Below are 21,443 nucleotides of genomic sequence, written 5' to 3'. Positions count from 1 at the left end.
CGGCATCCGGGAGAGGGTGCCGGAACACGACAACAAGTGGAGGAGAGAGCATGAACAGGATAGCCAAGAAACTGCTGCCGCTGCTCGCAGCGACAGGCCTCGCTGCCATCACCACACAGGTGGCAACGGCGCAGGACACTTTCACCTTGCGGTTCAACCACGTCCTTGGACCGAGCGAGCCCTTCCACGAGGGGTTCATGAACTGGGCCAAGAAGATGGAGGAACGCACCAATGGCGGACTGAAGATGGAGGTCTATCACAGCGCCCAGCTGGGTGTCGAAGAAGACATCATCGAGCAGATCCGCCAGGGGGCGAACGTCGGCCAGAACACGGACTCGGCGCGTCTCGGCAACTACGTGCCCAGTATCGCGGTGATGAACGGCCCCTATTTCGTCGATTCGCTGGAGGAGGTCTGGAAGCTCTCGGATTCCCCGACGCTCGCGAAATGGCAGGATGAGCTTGCGAGGCAGCACGGGCTCAAGGTCGTCTGCTTCGACTGGGTCCAGGGTTTCAGGCATTTCTTCACCAACAAGCCGATCAGGAAGCCGGAAGATCTCTCTGGGCTGCGTATCCGCACTCCGCCGGCGCCCATATGGCAGGAGTCGGTCCGTGCACTCGGTGCGGCACCCACCGCCATGGCCTTCGGCGACATGTACCCCGCCCTGCAGCAGCAGGCGATCGATGGCGTGGAACTCGTCTATGCCAACATTCCCGGCGGCCGTTTCTACGAGGTGCTGAAATACGCCAATGAATCGAAGCACATCATGCTGATCAACTTCCAGGTGGTCAGCGCGCAATGGTTCGATCAGCTGCCTGCGGAGTACCAGACGGCGCTGGTCGAGGAATGCAGGGCGGCAGGCCGTGAAACATCGCAAAAGATCGCCGACATGGCTGAAACCATCAAGGCAGACCTGCAATCCAAGGGAATGGAGGTCGTGAGCGACGTCGACATCGAGGCATTCAAGGCGGCAGGCGAGAAGGCATACGAGGTGCTGGGCATTACCGACGCCAAGAATGCCGTTCAGGCCGAACTCGGCCGGTAACGACAGGGAAGCCGGCCACAGGAGACTCCATGCGAACGCTCTACGACATGATCGGAAAAGTCGAGGCAGTGGTGGGCGGCATCCTGCTGATCCTCATGGTCCTGCTAATCTTTTCGGGCGGCCTGGCGCGGCTGGCCGCCCATCCCCTCAACTGGACCATCGATTTCGCGACATGCTTCTTTGCCTGGGCCTGCTTCATCTGTGCCGACATCGCCTGGCGCCGGGACAGTCTCATGTCCATCGACCTTCTGACCGACCGGCTTCCCGCCCATGCACGGCGGGCCCTGACCTACCTCAACTACATGATCCTTCTGGCCTTCCTGGCGTTCGTGATCATCTACGGCACTCAGCTTGCCTGGACGAGCCGTGCCCGCAGTTTCCAGGGCATTCCCTGGATCAGCTATTCGTGGGTGACGGCAAGCCTGCCATCCGGTGCGCTGCTGCTCATGCTGACCACCGTGGTCAAGACCCTCGACCTCCGGAATGGTCGCCGCGTCAACCTATCTGCTGGCTGAGGTGATCGGATGCTTCTCGTCACCATCGCATTCATCGTCCTCATGCTCATCGGCATGCCGGTCGCCTTCGCGATCGGGATCTCCGGGGTCGTCTTCTTCCTGCAGCACCCGGAACTGCCGATCACCATCCCGCTGCAGCAGACGATCTCGACCACCCAGAACTTCGCGCTCCTGGCCATCCCACTGTTCATCATGGCGGGCAACCTGATGAACGCCTCCGGAATCACCGAGAAGCTGCTCGATCTGGCGTCGGTCATTGCCGGTCGCATGAAGGGTGGCTTGGCGCAGATGTCGCTCGCGCTCTCCGCGCTGATGGGAGGCGTCTCGGGATCGGCCATCGCCGATGCCGCTATGCAGAGCCGGATGCTCGGCAACGAGATGATCAACCGGGGCATGTCGAAAGGCTTCACCGCCGGCGTCCTGTCCTTCGGGGCCATCCTGACGCCGATCATCCCTCCGGGCCTCGGCTTCATCATCTACGGCACGATCGGGCAGGTCTCGATTGGTCGGCTGTTCGCGGCCGGCATCGTCCCTGCCTTCCTGCTCTGGGCGGCGCTTGCAATCACAGTCTCGATCGTCGCCAACCGGCGTGGATATCCGGCAGCCCGTACCACGCGCGCCTCCCTTCCGGAGATTGGCAGCGCACTTCGCGGCGGCATATGGGCGATCCTCTTCCCGGTCATCCTGCTCGCAGGGCTGCGTTTCGGAATTTTCACGCCGTCCGAGATCGGGGCCTTCGCCGTCATCTACGCCGTCCTGATCGGCGTGCTCGCCTATCGCAAGCTCAAGACCGAGTCCTTCCGCCAGGCTCTCGAGGGCAGCCTCGCCGATATCGGCGCGGTGATGTTCCTGATCGCACTCTCGGCCATCTTCAGCTACGGCATCGTCCTGGAGCGGGTTCCCGAACTCATCTCCGGTGCCATCCTGTCGGTGACCGACAGCTTCTACGGCGTGCTGACCCTCATCGTGCTGTTCATCATTGCCTGCGGCTTCTTCATCGATGCAACGGTCCTCATCATCATGCTGACGCCGATCTTCCTGCCGCTGGTGCGCAGCCTCGGCGGTGACCCGGTCCATTTCGGCGTCGTCTTCGTCGTCGCCGCAACCATTGGCAACTTCACGCCGCCGGTCGGTGCGGCCATGTATGCCGTCTGCTCGATCCTCAAGGTCCGGATCGGCGACTACACGCGGGAATCTGTGCCCCTTATGATCGCCATTGGCCTTGTCGCCCTGCTGCTGGTGTTCGTTCCGGAGGCCGTTCTCTTCCTGCCAAACATGCTCTTCGCACGCTGATCATGCCAATCCACTGCCAGCTATGCTCCGGACCGCCTGCGGATCAGCCCGAGCATTTAGGTATTCACTTGCAGAATCTGAGCAGGGGCCGGGTTAATACTATGTAAAGTTAGTGGACCTACAGTATTGAGTTTTACTATGGCGTGTGTCATTGATTAGGTCAAGTTGACGAACAGCGCCTGGAACCTTCCATGGTCCGCGACCGTTCTCAACGGCGTTGAAGTTTTTTCGGCTCCCTTGGGAAGCCAGTTAAGGATGTAACAATGAGCGCCTTCTCGAAATCCACGCTTTCATTGTCGGCGGCGGTGCTTGCTCTGTCCCTGAGCCTCTCTGCTCCGGCAATTGCGCAGGTACCTTCGACGCCTGCAGAAGTAACCATCGCAATCGAGGCCGCTGTTGCCCGCGGTGCCTCGGATGACGAGATCGCCGAAATTGTGCGCCTTGCGATCCTCGCCAATCCGGCAGCAGCGGATGATATCCTAGCCGCCGCCCTCGCCGCGGCGCCGGGCTCGGCGGCCGACGAGATTGCTGCCGCAGCCGAGGCGGCAGGTACTGGCGGCACCGCCGCTGGCGGTGGCGGTGGCGGTGGCGGAGCAGGCGGTGGCGAGGGCAGCGACCCTGGCGCAGACGGCATCGCTCCCAATCCGGCCTCCCCGACCTGATCCGACCGGGAAGACAAACGGTACCGATTTGTCAAGGGCCGACTGCTAAATCTCGCGGCCGGCCCTTGCCGGCTGCCATACCTTCGGGTTGCTGGTTGCTACCTTGAGGTAGCGGTATCCCGATTGCCCCCTCAGCACGATCGACTTGCGGATATTGTCCAGGACGTAATCGCCCTTGTCGGTTTTGACGATGAGCACGGCATGCAGTTCCCCGCGGCTGGTGCGTGCCGTCGCGAGGCGAAGCGCTCCTGCGGGAATGCCGGCACGAATGAGACGGCTGCGTTTCGTCAGCGCGAAGTCCTCGCAGTCGCCTGACGTTCCGCCAACGGTCCATCTCTCGGCGCTCTCCGAACGATAGCGGATCGAATTGTTGACGGCGTCGTTCACCCGGCGCAAGAGCGCCGCCGTGCCTGACGTGTAAGCAACCTTGGACGCACCCCCGCCTCGGCATTCCGACTGGTTGCGAATGCAGAAAATCTGATATCCGGCAGGCGCAGCAACGGTCCGCGATGCTTGCGGTTTGGCAGTGCGCGCGGCGCCGAGACTGATTGCTTCTGCAGAGGTTGCCATGGCGGCGAGCGCCGCAAATGCGATTGCGAACTTCCTGAGCATGATGCTTCCTTGCCTGTCTGAGCCGTTCTTTTGTTCTTCAGCCGGCTCATCCGGCGGCAAGGGCATGATGCCATGAGGTCGCGCCTCATCCATGCCGATACTATTAGCCGATGCTCATCTGCATCCGCTTAAGCTGATTGCTAAACTTGTTTCGAAATGGCTCTTTTTGAGCCGGTCGACGCGAGAACTATGCCTCGTCTGCCAGCCGGATCTGCAGCTTGACGTCCGAGGCTTTACCTGCCGCCGCCCGTTCGAAGGCCGCGATGGAGTCCGCGAAGTCGAAGGTCTCGGTAATCAGCGGCTTCAGGTCGACCTTGCCCGATGCAATCACTTCCAGGGCACGGTCGAAGATGTTGGCGTAGCGGAAGACCGTCTCGATCCGCACCTCCTTCGAGATCGCCCCGGCCACGTCGAAGGCGACCTTCTCGACCGGCAGCCCGACCAGCACCACTGCGCCGCCGGGGCGGACAAGATCGAAGAGGCCATCGAAGGCCCGCGGACTGCCGCTTGCTTCGAACACCACGTCGGCACCCCAGCCGCCGGTCGCTTCCGTGATGACCCCGGCAAACGGGCGCTCCCTGATGTTCACCGGCAAGATGCCCGGATACTGCTCTGCGACCGCCAGCTTTTCGCTGCTGAGGTCTGAGATGAACACGCGGGCGCAGCCGGCCGCGAGTGCCGCCAGCGCCACCATGATGCCGATCGGACCGCAGCCGATCACCGCCGCCACGTCTCCCGGCTGAATTCTCGCCCGCGTCGCGGCCTGCATGCCGATCGCAAACGGCTCGACCATGGCGCCTTCCGCAAAGGAGACATTGTCCGGGAGCTTGTAGGTGAAGGCAGCCGGATGGACGGTAAAAGGGGCGAGCACCCCATGTACCGGCGGCGTCGCCCAGAACCGCACGTCCGGGTCGACATTGTAGAGGCCAAGCTTCGAAGCGCGCGAGGAGAGGTTCGGAACACCCGGCTCCATGCAGACGCGATCGCCGATCTTGAGATGCTTCACCGCCCCGCCCACCTCGACCACGGTACCCGCTGCCTCGTGGCCTAGCACCATGGGTTCGCGCAGCACGAAGGGTCCGATCCTTCCGTGCGTATAGTAATGCACGTCGCTGCCGCAGATGCCGACGGTGTGGATGGCGATCTTCACGTCGTCTGGCCCGACCGTTAGCGGAAGGTCGATCTCTCGCAGCGCGAGGATGCCCTTTTCTTCCAGTACGAGTGCCTGCATCAGCTTTCGCTCCCCACGCTGTCGTCTCAGCTTGACCTATTGAATTCGGTAGGGTGTCGTTTCCCGCCGGTCCGGATCAACCGAAATCCTGCGGCGGAACGGCGGCACAGCCCTGCTCGCGCAGTTGACGCGTTCGCAGATGCGACATGAAATACCGATTGGCTCGAAGCTCGACCGCTCGGTGAGGTTCAGATCGTCCGCATAGACGAAAGCCTCCGCGTACGAGACTTCGCAACCGAGCGCCAGGGCGTAGCTCGGTTGCTGGGAGCGGAAGCCTCCGAGCCCCTTGTTTACCTGGATGGCTAGGCAGAGATAGCGCACCCCATCCGGCGTCTCCGCCAGTTGGCGAATGATCCGCCCGGGTGCCTCGAAGGCCTGGTGTGCATTCCAGAGCGGACAGGCCGCTCCGAAGCGAGCGAACTGCAGCTTGGTCGCGCTGTGGCGCTTGGTGATGTTGCCCGCCCGGTCTATGCGGGCGAAGAAGATCGGCACGCCCTTGAGACCCGGCCGCTGCAGCGTCGAGAGACGGTGGCAGACCTGTTCCAGCGACGCCCCGAAACGCGCCGCAAGCAGTTCGATATCATGTCGCAGCTCGCGCGCAGCCCGCAGGAAGGACTGGTAGGGCATGATCAAGGCGCCTGCGAAATAGTTGTGCAGGCCGATGCGACAGACATCCACCGCCTCATCCGTCCGGAATCCTGCGCCCCTTGCGATGGTGTCGATCCTCTCGGCCGCATGCATCTGGGCGATCTGGACTGCGGCCTGGAAGTCACGCGTTTCGGCCGGCGCATAGGGGTTGATGGTCAGTATGCGGCTTTCGGCATCGAAACGGCGCAGCGCATTTTCCGCCATCGGCTGATAAACGACTCGGATGCCATAGGCCCGCTCGAGATGGTCTGCCAGCACCGCATGCCTGCTGCCGTCCCTCAGCCCAAGCTCGCCTGCCAACCGTTCCGCCTCCGTGTCGAGGTCGTGCAGGTAGTTGTCGACGAAGTGGAAGAAGTCGCGCACCTCGTCATAGGGGGTGGTCTCCACGGCAACAGCCCGGCCGAGGCGGTCGTCCATGCTGGCAAGTTGTTCGCTGTTGCGCCTGTAGGCCTGGTGGACGGTGATCAGCGCGTGGGCAAGCCCGGGCGCGTTCTGCGTCACAAGCTTCAGTTCCTGCAGGCTCGGCGCATAATTGTCGAAGAGCGGGTCCGACAGCGCCTCCGCCAGCGCCGAAAGCAGCCGGTCGGATTCACCGGTCGACAATTCCGCAAGGTCGAGCTGGAACTTGTCGGCCAAGGCGAGGAGTACGGCGGCGGACACGGGGCGCTGGTTGTTCTCGATCTGGTTCAGATAGCTGGTCGAGATGCCGATGCGTTCGGCGAATTGGCTTTGCGTCGCATTGCTCGCCGCCCGCAGTTCCCGTACCTTCCGCCCGATGAAGAGCTTGCCAATCGCCATGTTCGCAATTTCGCAGTTTTAATTTTGCGATTTTATAATTTGGCAATTGCACGCGTTCAATGCTTTTCCGCTACGGGCGTAGCAAATAAGGAAGAGCGTATAATCTCGGGAGTTGCGAATGCGTGCAGTGCTGCATGAGTTGGAGAAGCGCCGGTCTGAAGCCAGGCTTGGCGGCGGTGAGAGACGCATTCAGGCGCAGCACGGCAAGGGCAAGCTGACCGCCCGGGAACGGATCGAGGTCCTGCTCGACGAGGGCTCCTTCGAGGAGTTCGACATGTATGTCACCCACCGGGCTGTCGACTTCGGCATGGCCGAGCAGAAGATCGCCGGCGACGGCGTCGTGACCGGCTGGGGCACGATCAACGGTCGACAGGTCTATGTCTTCTCGCAGGATTTCACGGTGCTCGGCGGCTCCCTTTCCGAGACCCATGCTCAAAAGATCTGCAAGATTATGGACATGGCGGTACGCGTCGGCGCCCCCGTCATCGGCCTCAATGATTCAGGCGGTGCGCGCATCCAGGAAGGCGTCGCCTCGCTCGCCGGCTATGCGGAAGTCTTCCGCCGCAATGCCGAGGCCTCCGGCGTCATCCCGCAGATTTCCGTCATCATGGGACCGTGCGCCGGCGGTGCCGTCTATTCGCCGGCGATGACCGACTTCATCTTCATGGTGCGCGATTCATCCTACATGTTTGTCACCGGTCCGGACGTGGTGAAGACCGTCACGAACGAGATCGTTACCGCGGAAGAGCTCGGCGGCGCCGGCACGCATACGAAGAAATCTTCCGTCGCCGATGCCGCCTACGAGAACGACATCGAGGCGCTGGAGGCGACGCGACGGCTCTTTGATTTCCTGCCCCTGAACAACCGCGAGAAGCCGCCGGTGCGGCCCTTCCATGACGATCCGTCGCGGCTCGAGATGCGGCTCGACAGCCTGATCCCCGATAGCGCGGCAAAACCCTATGACATGAAGGAACTGATCGCGGCGATCGCCGACGAGGGCGACTTCTTCGAGATCCAGGAGGCCTTCGCCAAGAACATCGTCACCGGCTTCATTCGGCTGGAGGGCCAGACGGTCGGTGTCGTCGCCAACCAGCCCATGGTGCTTGCCGGCTGCCTCGACATCGATTCCTCCCGCAAGGGCGCCCGTTTCGTGCGCTTCTGCGATGCCTTCTCCATCCCGATCCTGACGCTGGTCGACGTGCCGGGCTTCCTGCCGGGCACCGCGCAGGAATATGGCGGCGTCATCAAGCACGGCGCCAAGCTGCTGTTTGCCTATTCGGAAGCGACCGTACCGATGGTGACCCTCATCACCCGCAAGGCCTATGGCGGCGCCTATGACGTCATGGCGTCCAAGCACATCGGCGCGGACATCAACTATGCCTGGCCGACGGCAGAGATCGCGGTGATGGGCGCCAAGGGTGCGACCGAAATCCTCTACCGCTCGGAGCTTTCTGACGCAGAGAAAATCGCCGCCCGCACGGCGGAATACGAGGAGCGCTTCACCAACCCCTTCGTCGCCGCCGAACGCGGCTTCATCGACGAGGTGATCATGCCGCATTCCTCCCGCCGCCGCATCGCCCGCGCCTTCGCGTCGCTCCGGAACAAGCAGGTGACGACGCACTGGAAGAAGCACGACACGATCCCGCTTTAGAGGGGAGACGCTCCGACAGAAGGGCTGAATAATCTTGAGAGTATCAAAAGCATTGCAGCCCGCGGCGAACTGCAGCGGACCTTCCTATATCCCCGGTGTCACCCACTGACGCTCCCTTCAGAAAAGGATCGATCCCATGACCGACACCGAGAAGTTTCCGCCCGAGAAGAACCTCCCTGCCGGCTATGTCCCGCCGAAGGTCTGGACCTGGGAACCGGGCAATGGCGGCGCGTTTGCCAGCATCAACCGGCCGGTCGCGGGTGCGACGCATGTCAAGGATCTGCCGGTCGGCAAGCACCCGCTGCAGCTCTATTCGCAGGGCACGCCGAACGGGGTCAAGGTCACCATCATGCTGGAGGAACTGCTCGCCGCCGGCCATTCGGACGCCGAATACGATGCCTGGCTGATCCGGATCGGTGATGGCAACCAGTTCGGATCCGGCTTCGTCGAGGTCAATCCGAACTCCAAAATCCCGGCGCTGATGGACCACCGGCCGAAGGACGGCGGCAAGCCTCTGCGGGTCTTCGAATCCGGCTCGATCATGGTTTACCTGGCGGAGAAGTTCGGCGCCTTCCTGCCGACGGAAACGCGGGTACGCACCGAAGCGCTGAACTGGCTGTTCTGGCAGATGGGCTCGGCCCCCTTCCTCGGCGGCGGTTTCGGGCATTTCTACGCCTATGCCCCGATGAAGATCGAATACGCCATCAACCGCTACGCCATGGAGGTGAAGCGGCAGATGGACGTTCTCAACCGCCACCTGGCGGAGAACGAGTACATGGCCGGCAGCACCTACACGATTGCCGACATGGCGATCTGGCCATGGTACGGCCGCCTGGCGCTGAAGGATGCCTATGACGACGCTGGCGATTTCCTCTCGGTTGACGAGTACGAGCACGTTCAGCGCTGGACGAAGCAGGTCGGCGAGCGCACCGGCGTGAAACGCGGCTTCATGGTCAACCGCACCTCCGGTGATCCATCAAGCCAGCTGCTCGAGCGCCACGACGCCTCGGACTTCGAGACGAAGACCCAGGACAAGTTCGGCGGCGACCCCGCAGCCAAGGTCTGAAGGAGACGAGGATGGCAAACCTGCCCGACATGACCAAGCACCGAGGCTTTCCCTCCGGCATGCCGGGCACCGGCGTCCAGTTCACCATCCGCCGGGCCAATCCGAAGGGCGTGACGCCGATCAAGGCGCTGCCCCGCCACGGCAGGCCCGGCACTAAGGAGCACCGGATCGACGCGGCCTTCCTGCATGCCCTTTGGCATCACTTCGGCGACGAACCCTTCGAGCGCGGCAATCTCGACGCCGCGCGCATCAACCTCCTGTTCGGACGCGAGATCGTTCCCGCCGAAAAGGATTTCGACCCTACCTCCTACGAGGCCCTGCTGATGATCAACGAGAAGGTCGCGCGGCAGAGTTTCCCGGAGTCCTTTGAAGACGTTTTCGAGGTGTGACGGTGACGATCCGGAAAATTCTCATAGCCAACCGCGGCGAGATCGCCTGCCGCGTCATCCGAACCGCGAAGAAGATGGGGATCGCCACCGTCGCGGTCTATTCCGATGCCGACCGCGACGCGCTGCATGTGCGCCAGGCGGACGAGGCGGTGCATATCGGCCCCGCGCCCTCGTCCCAGTCCTATATCGTCATCGACAAGATCCTCGACGCAATCCGCCAGACGGGTGCCGATGCAGTCCATCCGGGCTACGGCTTCCTGTCGGAAAACCCGGCCTTTGCCGAGGCGCTGGAGAAGGAAGGCGTCACCTTCATCGGACCGCCGGTCAATGCCATCCAGGCAATGGGCGACAAGATCACGTCGAAGAAGCTCGCGGCGGAAGCCGGCGTCTCCACCGTGCCGGGCCACATGGGCCTGATCGAGGATGCCGAGGAGGCAGTGCGGATCTCCGCCTCGATCGGCTATCCGGTGATGATCAAGGCTTCGGCCGGCGGCGGCGGCAAGGGCATGCGGATCGCCTGGAACGATGCGGAGGCACGTGAGGGCTTCCAATCGTCGAAGAACGAGGCGAAGAGTTCCTTCGGCGACGACCGCATCTTCATCGAGAAGTTCGTCACCGAGCCGCGCCACATCGAGATCCAGGTGCTCGGCGACAAGCATGGCAACGTCCTCTATCTCGGCGAGCGCGAATGCTCCATCCAGCGCCGCAACCAGAAGGTCATCGAGGAGGCCCCCTCGCCCTTCCTCGACGAGGCGACCCGCCGCGCCATGGGCGAACAGGCCGTCGCGCTTGCGAAAGCCGTGGGTTACCATTCCGCCGGAACGGTAGAGTTCATTGTCGACGGAAACCGCAATTTCTACTTCCTCGAGATGAACACCCGATTGCAGGTGGAGCACCCTGTCACGGAGCTCGTCACCGGCATCGACCTGGTGGAGCAGATGATCCGCGTCGCCGCCGGCGAGAAGCTCTCCTTCGGGCAGGAGGACGTGAAGCTCAACGGCTGGGCGGTCGAAAGCCGGCTCTACGCGGAAGATCCCTATCGGAACTTCCTGCCCTCGATCGGCCGGCTCACCCGCTACCGCCCGCCGGCGGAGGGCATGCAGTGGGATGGGACGGTGGTGCGCAACGATACCGGCGTCTTCGAGGGCGGCGAAATCTCCATGTATTACGACCCGATGATCGCCAAGCTCTGCACCTGGGCGCCCAGCCGGCTCGAGGCGGTGGGCGCCATGAGCGATGCACTGGACGATTTCGAGGTTGAAGGCATCGGCCACAATCTGCCCTTCCTGTCTGCCGTGATGGAACATCCGCGCTTTCGCGAGGGCCGGCTCACCACAGCCTTCATCGCCGAGGAATTTCCGGAAGGCTTCTCGGGCGTCACGCCTGACGCGGATTCGGCGCGCAAGCTTGCGACGATCGCTGCCTACCTCAACCAGATGCTGCAGGAACGGGCGGTGCAGATAACAGGCACGATCGGCAATCACCGTCGTGTCGTCGGGCGAGACTGGGTCGTGACCCTGGCGCAGCGCGACTATCCGTTGACGGTTGATATGTCGGCAGATGGCACCATCGCGCGCTTCGCCGACGGTGCGACCGCCTCCATTACCGGTGGCTGGGTTCCCGGTCAGTCCCATGCCCGCTTCCACGTCGACGGCGTAACGCTTGGCGTCAAGGTCGATCTTGTCGGCACGGCGATCAGGCTCCGCTGGCGCGGCATTGATGTGACCGCGCGCGTCCGCAGCCCGCGCGTCGCCGAACTTGCCCGCCTGATGCCGGTCAAGCTGCCGCCGGATACGTCCAGCATGCTGCTCTGCCCCATGCCGGGCGTCATCACGTCGATCGTGGTGAAGCAGGGCGATACCGTCGAGGCCGGCCAGACGCTGGCCAGCGTCGAGGCCATGAAGATGGAAAACGTCCTGAAGGCCGAGCGCCGGGGCGTGGTCAAGCACATCGCCGCCAGCGCCGGGCAGAGCCTTGCGGTGGACGAACTGATCATGGAGTTCGAATAGAACTGAAAGAGGGGAAGACTTCCCGTAGCGGGTCCAGAAAAATCAGCAGCTTGAGAATAATCAAGGCGCCGATTGTCCCCGTCGCGCGAAAGTGATGCAGACTAAGCCCGTCCCGCCGCGGATACACCAGGAGGCGTCCTGGCGAGGTGGGGCCGGCGCTGGTGGTGGAGGGACGACGTGCACCTTCACCATCGGGGTCCGCGGAAAATGGTCTCCCTCCGGCGACACGGGGGAAGCGGGATGGTTTCGGACCGGCCACCTGCTTCTGATGCCCGAAAGTGCGCGCCGGGCGTGCCTGTGCGGCACACAGGGGGGTCGATGGGGATGGTGTCGCCGGATCTTCGGGTCCGACGCGAAGCCCGGAGGAAACTCCGGGTCCCGGGAAACCGGCGGAAACCACCTCCCCGTCCGACCTAGGCAGAGAGACCGGAGTCGCGGGCACAAACCGCCGAACGGGGGCGCTGAGAGGTGCCACATAAATTTAACTTACGAGGCAGCTTCCAGCGCCCCGTCCGAACACTAGCTTTAAGCCACGGCGGAGATCTCCGCGCGTGAATACCGGCGTATGAGGGAGATCCGATGTCCGAGAAGACCCTGAAGGATTGGGAAGAGCTGGCGGAAAAGGAGCTGAAGGCGTCGCCAAAGACGCTGGTCTGGGAAACCCCGGAAGACATCGACGTCAAGCCGCTCTACACGGCGCAGGATCTGGAAGGGGTCAACCACCTCGACAGCCTGCCGGGTTTCAAGCCCTTCGTGCGTGGCCCGCGGGCCACCATGTATGCCGGCCGCCCCTGGACGATCCGCCAATATGCCGGCTTCTCCACCGCGGAAGCGTCCAACGCCTTCTACCGCCGAAACCTCGCGGCCGGCCAGAAGGGCCTGTCCGTTGCCTTCGATCTTGCCACCCACCGCGGCTACGACAGCGATCATCCGCGCGTAGAGGGCGACGTCGGCAAGGCGGGTGTCGCAATCGATTCCGTCGAGGACATGAAGATCCTCTTCGACGGCATTCCGCTGAAGGAGATGTCTGTCTCCATGACGATGAACGGCGCGGTGATCCCGATCCTCGCTTCCTTCATCGTCGCCGGCGAGGAACAAGGTTGCTCGCGCGCCGAGCTCTCCGGCACGATCCAGAACGACATCCTCAAGGAGTTCATGGTCCGCAACACCTACATCTATCCGCCGGAGCCCTCCATGCGGATCGTCGCGGACATCATCGAGTTCACGGCGAAGGAGATGCCGCGCTTCAACTCGATCTCGATCTCCGGCTACCACATGCAGGAAGCGGGTGCGACGCTGGTACAGGAACTCGCCTTCACGCTTGCCGACGGACGCGAATACGTCCGGGCAGCATTGGCCAAGGGGCTCAATGTCGACGATTTCGCCGGCCGTCTCTCGTTCTTCTTCGCGATCGGCATGAACTTCTTCATGGAAATCGCCAAGCTGCGCGCTGCGCGCCTGCTCTGGTCGTCGATGATGGAGGAGTTCAAGCCGCAGAAGCCGGGCTCGCTGATGCTGCGCACCCACTGCCAGACATCCGGCGTCTCGCTGCAGGAGCAGGATCCGTATAACAACGTCATCCGCACCGCCTACGAAGCGCTGTCGGCCGCGCTCGGCGGCACGCAGTCGCTACACACCAACGCGCTCGACGAGGCCATGGCGCTGCCGACGGATTTCTCCGCCCGCATTGCCCGCAACACGCAGCTTATCCTGCAGCACGAAACCGGTATCACCAAGGTCGTCGATCCGCTCGCCGGCTCCTACTACATCGAGAGCCTCACCAATGAACTGGCGGAAAAGGCCTGGGCGCTGATCGAGGAGGTGGAAAAGCTCGGCGGCATGACCAAGGCAGTGGCGGATGGATTGCCGAAGCGGCTGATCGAGCAAGCGGCCACGAAGCGTCAGGCCAGGGTCGATCGCGGCGAGGAGATCATCGTCGGCGTCAACAAGTACCGGCTGGAAAACGAGGAGGAGATCGACATCTTGGCGATCGACAACACCGCCGTACGCGCCGCCCAGATCAAGCGGCTGGAGCAGGTACGGCGGCAGCGCGATCCGAAGCGCGTGGAGGAGACGATCGCTACGCTTTCTGAAGTCGCTCGTTCGGGCCAGGGCAACCTGCTTGCGGCCGCCGTCGAAGCGGCGCGGGCGCGGGCCACCGTGGGGGAAATCTCGGACGCCATGCGGCAAGCCTTCGGCGATCACGCGGCCGTCCCGGAAGTGGTCGGCGACATCTACGGCGCGGCTTACGAGGACGATCCGGAGTACAGGGCGCTTGTCTCGCGCCTCTCCGGCTATGCCCAATCCTCCGGAAAGCCAAGGGTCATGGTCGCCAAGCTCGGCCAGGACGGCCATGATCGCGGCGCCAAGGTCATCGCCTCGGCCTTCGGCGATATCGGCTTCGAGGTGCTGGCTGGGCCGCTGTTCCAGACGCCCGAGGAAGCCGCCGATCTTGCGGTTGCCAAGAAGGTCCAGGTGGTCGGCATGTCGTCGCTCGCCGCCGGTCATCGCACGCTCGCACCGCAACTGGTCGAGGCGCTGAAGGCGAAGGGGGCGGAGAACGTCATCGTCGTGGTCGGTGGCGTCGTGCCGCGGCAGGACTATGACTATCTTCTGGACCACGGCGTGGCCGCAGTTTTCGGCCCCGGCACCAACGTGCTGGACGCCGCCAACAAGGTGCTCGACCTCTTGGAAGGCAAGCGCCGCAACATCTGATGCCGGCAAAGCGGCGGGCTCAACTCGGGAACCGCCGAGCCTAGCGATCGCGGTAGGGTCGTCTCCGCTTGTAGTCGCGGTAGCCATCCTCGTCGGATGAGCCGCCGGCCTGCAGCCGGTCGAGAACCTGCAGCAGCAGATCGGCGCAATCCTGGGCGGGCTCGCCGTCGGGGCAGCGGAAGGAAATCTTCATCCGGCCGTCCTCGATCCTGTAGTGCGCGCCCCGGTCCCGCCGGTGCTCCCCGCCCATATGCCGGTCGTGGCCTCGGTCGGGATGAGGCATCTGCGCCTCCGGCGGCGTCGGTCGAGATTCGCGGCCGCCGATATCCTTGATGGATTACGCCGAAACAAGGCTCGGCAACGATAGCGCAGCGGCGGCCACAGCGATCGCAAGCAGCGGCTTCATGGGTAGCACTCCCGTTCTTCACCGGAAGAACAGCAAGGTTAACGGATTGTTCCGGAGAGCACGCTCAGCCGGCATCCACCAACGCGCCAACGTGATCGGCGATGGCGAGACAGGAGGTGAGCCCGGGTGATTCTATGCCGAAGAGGTTGACGAGCCCCGGCACGCCATGCGCCTTTGGCCCCTGGATGACGAAGTCCTGGGAGGCAATCTCCGGCGGGACGATCTTCGGGCGGATTCCGGAATAGGCGGGAATCAGCGATCCGTCGGCAAGACCCGGATAGTAGCGGCGAATGCCCCGGTAGAAGCTCTTTGCCCTTGTCGGATCGACTTCATAGTTGAGATCGTCCACCCATTCGACATCGGGGCCAAAACGGGCGTGGCCGGCAAGGTCGAGCGTCAGATGGATGCCGAGCCCGCCCTTCACCGGCACCGGATAGATCAGCCGCGAGAAGGGGGTGCAACCGGTCATCGAGAAGTAGCTGCCCTTGGCGAAATAGGCCCGCGGCACCCGCTCCTGCGGCATGCCGGCAATCGAACGCGCCAGCAGAGGAGCGCCATGACCCGCCGCGTTGACCAGCAGCCGGCAGCGCAGCGCCATCGGCTCGTTGCCACCGACCTCGATCTCGATTCCGGCCTCCGTCACGCGCCCTCCGAGAACGGGCGACCGCAGGGCAAGCAGTGCCCCGGCATTCTCCGCATCACCGAGCAGCGAGGTCATCAGTGCATGGCTGTCGATGATACCGGTCGAAGGCGAAAGCAGCGCACCTGTGGCCGACAGCGCCGGCTCAAGCTCCAATGCCTCCGCTGCGGAAATCTGTCTAAGATCGTCCACGCTGTTCGCTGCCGCCCGGGCTGCGATAGACGGCAGCACTGCGAGTTCTTCGGCGGAAGTGGCGACGATCAGCTTTCCGCACTGGCGATGCGGCAGGCCGCGCTCCCCACAATAGCGATAGAGGGCATGCTTGCCTGCGACGCACAGTCGCGCCATCAGGCTGTCCGCGGGATAGTAGATGCCGGCGTGGATGACCTCGCTGTTGCGGGACGATGTGCCGGTACCGATCGCCGGTTCAGCCTCGAGGATCATCACATCGCGTCCGGAAAGCGCCAGCGTCCGGGCAATTGCCAGCCCGACGACGCCCGCCCCGACCACCACGCAATCCACTTCCTCCACGTCGCCCTCTCCAATGCTATGCTGCTTCAGAGTGATAGCCGAAGGAAGGATCGTCGACAAAGCCCCACCTGCGGATTCGTCCCGCAGTCGCGGTTGCGTCTTAAGTCTACTTGAAGGAGGGATGATTCCGGCGGAGTCTGGTGACGGGAGCAGCCGGTTTGAGCCGGACGAGCAGGAACTATGGTCGGGACGACAGACGGGATGGAGGCAATGGCTTGACGCCACGAACTTCCGGTGAGGCGGCAGCCGGTGCGAGCGCTCCGCTGATCGCCCTCGACACCGTCGTCCTCGATACCGAAACCACCGGGCTCGACGTCCGCCAGGATCGCATCATCCAGATCGGCGCGGTGCGCATGCATGGCGCCGATATCCTGGAAAGCGAGGTCTTCGACGTCATCGTCAATCCGGGGATCCCGATCCCGCCGGCTTCCAGCCGCGTGCACGGCCTTTCGGATGCCGACGTTGCGGGGCGGCCCAATGTTGCCGAGGTTCTGGACGGGCTCAGGGACTTCATCGGCAATCGTGTCGTCATCGGTCACTCCATCAACTTCGATCTCGCGATGCTGCGCAACGAGGCGCATCGCCACGGGGTGCACTGGAAGGAACCCCGCTGGCTCGACGTCGCCTTGATGTCGGTGGCGATCACGCCGGGGCTCGTCAGCCCGTCGCTCGACAATCTGGCGCTCACCCATGGCGTGCAGATCGAGGGGCGGCATACGGCGCTGGGCGACGCCCTTGCGACGGCCGGTGTCTATGCCGGAATGCAGCCACGCCTCCTCGGCAAGGGCATCCGCACCCTTGGCGAAGCGGAGAACCTCGGACGTTCTGCAACGACGCTCGTCGAGCAGCAGCAGGGCGTCGGCTGGTTCGAGCGCCCGGCCGGCAAGCCGGATTTCGTCCACACCGCAATCGAGGTCGGCAGCCAGCGGGCGATAGACAGCTTCCTTTACCGGCAGCGGCTGGAAGACGTGATGAGCAGTCCACCGATCACCGTGGATGCCGGCGCCTCCCTGTACGAGGCCGCCCGCCTGATGGCCGACAAGGGCATAGGCTGCGTCATCGTCAGGCAGGCCGATGGGCCGCATGGGATCCTGACCGAGCGGGATGTCCTGCGGGTCTTGGCGGACAAGGGTCCGGAGGCCGGGGCGACGCTTGTCGGCACGATCATGACCTCGCCCGTCATCACCGCCCAGGGGGACACCTTCCTCTACCGTGCGCTTGGCCTGATGGCCCGCCGAAACCTTCGCTATCTCGGCGTTCGCGACGAACATGGTGATCTTGCCGGCGTCTTCACCTTGCGCACGCTCCTGCGGGAGCGGGCGCTGTCGACGCTGACGGTGGGCGACCAGATCGCCACCGCGACGAGGCCACGCGAGCTTGCCCGGGTCCAGTCCGCCTTGCCTTCCCTCGCCTCGGGACTGATCTCTGATGGCCTCAATGCGCAGGCGGTGGGGGCGGTGATTGCTGCCGAAGGCCGGGCCATGACGGCACGCGCGGCGGAGATCGCCGAAGGGGAACTGCTTGCCGCCGGCCACGGTCCGCCCCCGGCGGAGTACGCCCTGCTCGTCCTTGGCTCGGCCGGTCGCGGCGAAAGCCTGCTGGCGGCGGATCAGGACAATGCGCTCGTGATCGACGACGACTACCACGGCGACCTCGACTCCGAGGAGGATTGGTTCAGCCGCTTTTCCACCCGTGTCAACGAGATCCTCGACCGCGCCGGTGTCCACTACTGTCGCGGCGGCGTGATGGCGAAGAACCGTCCGTGGCGCCGTACCCATGCGGACTGGCTTCGGCAGGCTCGGATCTGGGCGAGCGAACCCTCGCGGCAGGGCCTGGCGAATGTCGACATCTTCTTTGATCTTGCGCCTGCCTATGTCTCGTCGGCGAAGGCAACCCGGTTGGCGGACAGTCTTCGTCTGGAGTCCGCCCATGTCGCACGGCACTCGCCCGACCTGCTGCGGATGCTCGGCGAGGACGCCGCGGCACGCTACAGCCAGCTCGGCATGTTCGGCCGCATCCGAAAGGACAATGGTGGGCGCGTCGACCTCAAGAACGGCGCCCTTCTGCCGCTCGTCTCCGGTGCACGCGTCGTCGCCCTGCGTCACGGCACCTTCGCCCATACCACTCCGGAACGCCTGCGGCAGGCCGCGGCGGTCGCCGGGCGCTCGCAGGCCGATGCGGCCTTGCTTGCCGACATGCACGGCTTCCTGATGCGCCTGATCCTGACCCAACAGATCGCCGATATCGAGGCCGGGCTGAAGCCAGGAGGCACGGTGGACGTTTCCAGGCTCAGCCAGCGGGACATGGACCGGCTGCGCGATGCGCTCCAGCATGTCGCCCTTGTTCGCAATGTCGTGCGGGACCTCCTGCAGGTGCCTTGAGTGGTCGACTGTGCCGCTCAGGCGAGCTTGAGGACGCTGTCGATGACCTCGCGGCCGCCGACCACGCCGCTGAACTCCTGCCAGACGGCTTCGGCAGTCTTCCGCCAATCCTCCGGTCGTTCAGGCTGGAGCACCTGCGTTCCCTGCGAGACAGCTAGGTCGAGTGAGGCCTTTTCGTCTGCCGCCATCCAGCCATTGAAAACTTCGCTCGCCTCTGCGGATATTTCCGCAAGCACCCGCTGCTCCTCTTCCTCGAGGCGATCCCAGAAGTTCGCCGCGTAGAAGATCACCCCTGCGGAGCGGATATGCGCCGTCCGGGTCAGGTAGGGAACGACCTCATGCAGCTTCAGGCCTGCATAGGCGGAAATGGTCAGGTCCATAGCCTCGGCAACGCCGGTGGAGAGGGCGTTGTAGGTCTCGGTGATCGGGATGCCGACGGGGATCGCACCGAAGCGGCTCCAGAGGCTCGTGTGGAGGCGGCTCTGGATCACCCGCATCGTCTTGCCCTGCATCTGCTCCGGCAGCGTGATCGGCTCCTTGGCGAGCAGGTGACGGGCGCCATAGTCGATGAAGCCGCTGGCCACGAATCCGTGGCTCGCGAGCCGGCGGACGAGATCGCTGCCGACGTCGCTCCTGACGACGCGGCGCAGGTGAGCGGCGTCACTGTATAGGAACGGCAAGTCGAGTATCTGCAACTCCGGCACCCATGCGGTGAGGGTCGAGACGGTGCAGAGGCTCGCCTGGATAGAGCCGAGAAGTGCGCCATCCGCGACCTCCTTCTCGCCGCCCAGAGCGCCATTGGCGACGATCCGGAAGCGGAAATGTCTGGGAAGCCGCTCCTCCGCCCTTTCAGCGATCCAGCGCCAGATACGGGTTTCGGGCTTCTCTTCCCCCAGCAGTGAGGCGACCGTGATGACGCGTGTGCTGGCAGCGGCCGATCGAAGGAAGACAGGGGATGCGAAGGCGGGAGCCAGACCGGCTGCGGCGAGAAGCTTGCGGCGCGTGAACGAAATCATCGGATATCCTTTTAGAAAAACAGTGCCAGAAGACAGAGGACGAGAAGGGCGCAGAGCAGCGCGACGAGATAAGGAATGACCGCCCTGAAAAGGGCCGCCACGGGAACACCTGTCGTACCGTTGACCACGAAGACGAGCATGCCGACCGGCGGTGTCAGGCCTCCCAGCATCAAGTTGACCACGGCGATCACCCCGAACAGGACGGGGTCGATGCCTGCGCCCACGGCGACCGGCAGCAGGATCGGGCCGAGAAGAAGGATCGCGGCGCCCGTATCGAGGACGAGACCGGCGGCTAGCAGGACGAGATTGCAGAGCAGGAGAACCTGCCACGGGGCCCCGGCGAGCGACCCGGTGAGATCGAGGATCGCCCCGGCCACACCATCCACAGCGAGGAGGAAAGCGAAAGGCGCGGCGGTCCCAATGAGGAGCCCGATTGCGGCCGCCTCCACGCCAGCTTGCCGGAAGACGGAAGCGAGGCCTTCGCCAGTGCGCCGGCCTGCAAGCGCGAGCAGCAGCGCATAACCGGCTGCGACCGCTGCGGCCTCGGTCGGGGTGACGATGCCGAAGCGGATGCCGCCGAGGACCACGACCACCAGTCCCAATGCCGGCACGGCAGCCAACAGGGCGCGGGATCGCTCCGCGCCGGTTGCCCGGACGCTTCGGTTGCTGTCGCCGTTCGCGAGACGGATCGCTACCGCCAGACAGGCCGCCATGAGAAGCCCGGCATAGGCGCCGCCTATCAACAATCGTCCGGCCGAAAGATCCGTCGCGGCAGCGAGCAAGAGAAAGGCGATCGAGGGCGGGATGACATTGTCGAGCACAGAGGTGGCCGCGATGATCGCCGCGGAGCGTTCCGGGGGGTAACCGTGACGGACGAGATGCGGGTGGAAGGTGGATGCGCCGAATGCGGCGTTCGCGACCGAAGAGCCGGATGCCCCAGAGAAGAAGACGCTGGTCAGAAGCGCAGTCTGCGCCAGACCGGCCCTCCTGTGGCCGACGAGCGATTGCGCCAGTCGCACGAGGCGCTCTCCGGCTCCGGAAAGCGTAAGCATGCCGCCGCAGAGCAGGAAGAAGGGAATGGCGAGCAGCAGGAAGCGCGACATGCCGGATGCCGCAGTGGAGACGATGGCGGGCTCCGACAAGCCGCTTCCAGAGGGGATCGCGACCATTACCCCGGCCAGCATGCAATGGGCGAGCGGGGCGCCGAGCAGGAGCGCCGCACCCGCGGCAAGTGCGGCAACGGCGCTTGGCAGCATGCTTGAGCCGAGATCCGCCTGCGGCAGGAGAAGCGCAAGTGCTGCACCCGCAGCCACGGACACGGTGCCAAGGAAGCCACTGCCCTCGCCGATGCGAACCAGCAGCAGCATTGCAATGAGGAGCGCTCCGCCTGCAGCGAGGAACCAGAAGCGCACATGGTCCGGGAGGCCGAGAGCGGGCGAAACGGAACGGAGCGCCGCTGCAGCCTCGGCACCGCCCGTGAGGAGAAGACAGCCTGCCGCCGCACTCGTCCCGTCGGCGCAAAGGCCAGCAATCCGGCGCCCCTCGTGCGGCAGCAGCCGGGTCAGGATGTCGAGCCTCAGCGAAAATGGCCCCTGCAGGCTGAGCGGCAGGCCGAGACAGATGAGCGCCAGGAAGAGCCACAGCGCTGCCTCCTCGGTGCCTGCGAAACCGGTCCTGGCACCATAGCGGAGGCCGACGGTTACGAGGACGAGCAGGAGAAGCAGCGCGAGGAGCAGACCGGCCCCTGCCGACAGCACATGCTCGACGCGCAGCGCCATCCGGGCCGCATGGATGGAGGCCTGCGACCGGGGGACGGGATGAGGCCCCGACGACACCG

At 64.1% G+C, this 21,443-nt stretch carries 17 protein-coding genes; 10 read left to right on the top strand and 7 right to left on the bottom strand.

Features of this window, described 5'->3' with window-relative positions; genetic code table 11:
* Positions 1-50: 50 nt before the first annotated feature.
* The 4 genes from NT26_RS18800 to NT26_RS18785 all read left to right on the top strand — a co-directional run bounded on the left by NT26_RS18800 (position 51) and on the right by NT26_RS18785 (position 3,513).
* The gene (locus tag NT26_RS18800) at positions 51-1,043 is read left to right on the top strand and encodes a C4-dicarboxylate TRAP transporter substrate-binding protein (RefSeq protein ID WP_052640994.1); all 993 of its coding nucleotides are present in this window, start codon (positions 51-53) and stop codon (positions 1,041-1,043) included.
* Between the two features lie 29 nt (positions 1,044-1,072).
* Complete coding sequence (locus NT26_RS18795) at positions 1,073-1,558, top strand: TRAP transporter small permease (RefSeq protein WP_052640992.1); 486 nt, start codon at positions 1,073-1,075, stop codon at positions 1,556-1,558.
* 9 nt (positions 1,559-1,567) lie between these two features.
* The gene (locus NT26_RS18790; protein ID WP_052640990.1) at positions 1,568-2,851 is read left to right on the top strand and encodes a TRAP transporter large permease; all 1,284 of its coding nucleotides are present in this window, start codon (positions 1,568-1,570) and stop codon (positions 2,849-2,851) included.
* A gap of 263 nt (positions 2,852-3,114) precedes the next feature.
* Positions 3,115-3,513 (top strand): hypothetical protein, encoded by a 399-nt coding sequence (locus NT26_RS18785; protein ID WP_052640988.1) that lies wholly within the window; start codon positions 3,115-3,117, stop codon positions 3,511-3,513.
* Between the two features lie 45 nt (positions 3,514-3,558).
* Here the strand turns inward: NT26_RS18785 and NT26_RS18780 are convergent, their stop codons facing one another.
* The 3 genes from NT26_RS18780 to NT26_RS18770 all read right to left on the bottom strand — a co-directional run bounded on the left by NT26_RS18780 (position 3,559) and on the right by NT26_RS18770 (position 6,802).
* On the bottom strand, positions 3,559-4,125 hold the full coding sequence (locus NT26_RS18780; protein WP_065814602.1) for a transglutaminase-like cysteine peptidase: 567 nt from the start codon (positions 4,123-4,125) through the stop codon (positions 3,559-3,561).
* Positions 4,126-4,312: 187 nt separating this feature from the next.
* Entirely contained in the window at positions 4,313-5,356 is a 1,044-nt protein-coding gene (locus NT26_RS18775; protein ID WP_172974110.1) for an NAD(P)-dependent alcohol dehydrogenase, read from the bottom strand.
* Positions 5,357-5,392: 36 nt separating this feature from the next.
* Positions 5,393-6,802 carry a helix-turn-helix domain-containing protein gene (locus NT26_RS18770; RefSeq protein WP_052640982.1) on the bottom strand — a complete coding sequence of 470 codons (1,410 nt, stop codon included), beginning with the start codon at positions 6,800-6,802 and terminating at the stop codon, positions 5,393-5,395.
* Positions 6,803-6,920: 118 nt separating this feature from the next.
* Between NT26_RS18770 and NT26_RS18765 the strand changes: the two genes are divergently transcribed.
* From NT26_RS18765 to scpA, 5 genes are all read left to right on the top strand, one after another.
* Complete coding sequence (locus NT26_RS18765) at positions 6,921-8,453, top strand: acyl-CoA carboxylase subunit beta (RefSeq protein WP_052640980.1); 1,533 nt, start codon at positions 6,921-6,923, stop codon at positions 8,451-8,453.
* A 136-nt stretch (positions 8,454-8,589) separates the two neighbouring features.
* Positions 8,590-9,519 carry a glutathione-dependent disulfide-bond oxidoreductase gene (gene yghU, locus NT26_RS18760; protein WP_052640978.1) on the top strand — a complete coding sequence of 310 codons (930 nt, stop codon included), beginning with the start codon at positions 8,590-8,592 and terminating at the stop codon, positions 9,517-9,519.
* Between the two features lie 11 nt (positions 9,520-9,530).
* On the top strand, positions 9,531-9,908 hold the full coding sequence (locus tag NT26_RS18755; protein ID WP_052640976.1) for a hypothetical protein: 378 nt from the start codon (positions 9,531-9,533) through the stop codon (positions 9,906-9,908).
* 2 nt (positions 9,909-9,910) lie between these two features.
* Entirely contained in the window at positions 9,911-11,917 is a 2,007-nt protein-coding gene (locus NT26_RS18750; RefSeq protein WP_244467642.1) for an acetyl-CoA carboxylase biotin carboxylase subunit, read from the top strand.
* Positions 11,918-12,496: 579 nt separating this feature from the next.
* Entirely contained in the window at positions 12,497-14,632 is a 2,136-nt protein-coding gene (scpA, locus tag NT26_RS18745) for a methylmalonyl-CoA mutase (RefSeq protein WP_052640974.1), read from the top strand.
* A 40-nt stretch (positions 14,633-14,672) separates the two neighbouring features.
* On the opposite strand, the gene NT26_RS18740 is transcribed toward scpA, so the two are convergent.
* The gene (locus NT26_RS18740) at positions 14,673-14,915 is read right to left on the bottom strand and encodes a hypothetical protein (RefSeq protein ID WP_052640972.1); all 243 of its coding nucleotides are present in this window, start codon (positions 14,913-14,915) and stop codon (positions 14,673-14,675) included.
* A 187-nt stretch (positions 14,916-15,102) separates the two neighbouring features.
* Positions 15,103-16,209, bottom strand: a complete 1,107-nt coding sequence (locus tag NT26_RS18735; RefSeq protein WP_052640970.1) for an NAD(P)/FAD-dependent oxidoreductase — start codon at positions 16,207-16,209, stop codon at positions 15,103-15,105.
* A 215-nt stretch (positions 16,210-16,424) separates the two neighbouring features.
* On the opposite strand from NT26_RS18735, the gene NT26_RS18730 reads away from it, so the two are divergent.
* Positions 16,425-18,590, top strand: a complete 2,166-nt coding sequence (locus NT26_RS18730) for a DUF294 nucleotidyltransferase-like domain-containing protein (protein WP_052640968.1) — start codon at positions 16,425-16,427, stop codon at positions 18,588-18,590.
* A 17-nt stretch (positions 18,591-18,607) separates the two neighbouring features.
* On the opposite strand, the gene NT26_RS18725 is transcribed toward NT26_RS18730, so the two are convergent.
* A complete protein-coding gene (locus NT26_RS18725) occupies positions 18,608-19,606 on the bottom strand; it encodes a TRAP transporter substrate-binding protein (protein WP_052640966.1) in 999 nt (332 codons plus the stop codon).
* Between the two features lie 11 nt (positions 19,607-19,617).
* The gene (locus tag NT26_RS18720) at positions 19,618-21,384 is read right to left on the bottom strand and encodes a TRAP transporter large permease subunit (RefSeq protein WP_082077831.1); all 1,767 of its coding nucleotides are present in this window, start codon (positions 21,382-21,384) and stop codon (positions 19,618-19,620) included.
* Positions 21,385-21,443: the final 59 nt, after the last annotated feature.

Source organism: Pseudorhizobium banfieldiae, from assembly GCF_000967425.1.
In the GTDB taxonomy this organism is placed as follows: domain Bacteria; phylum Pseudomonadota; class Alphaproteobacteria; order Rhizobiales; family Rhizobiaceae; genus Neorhizobium; species Neorhizobium banfieldiae.
Note: the sequence above shows the minus strand (reverse complement) of the source record. Positions and strands in the feature narration are given on the sequence as shown.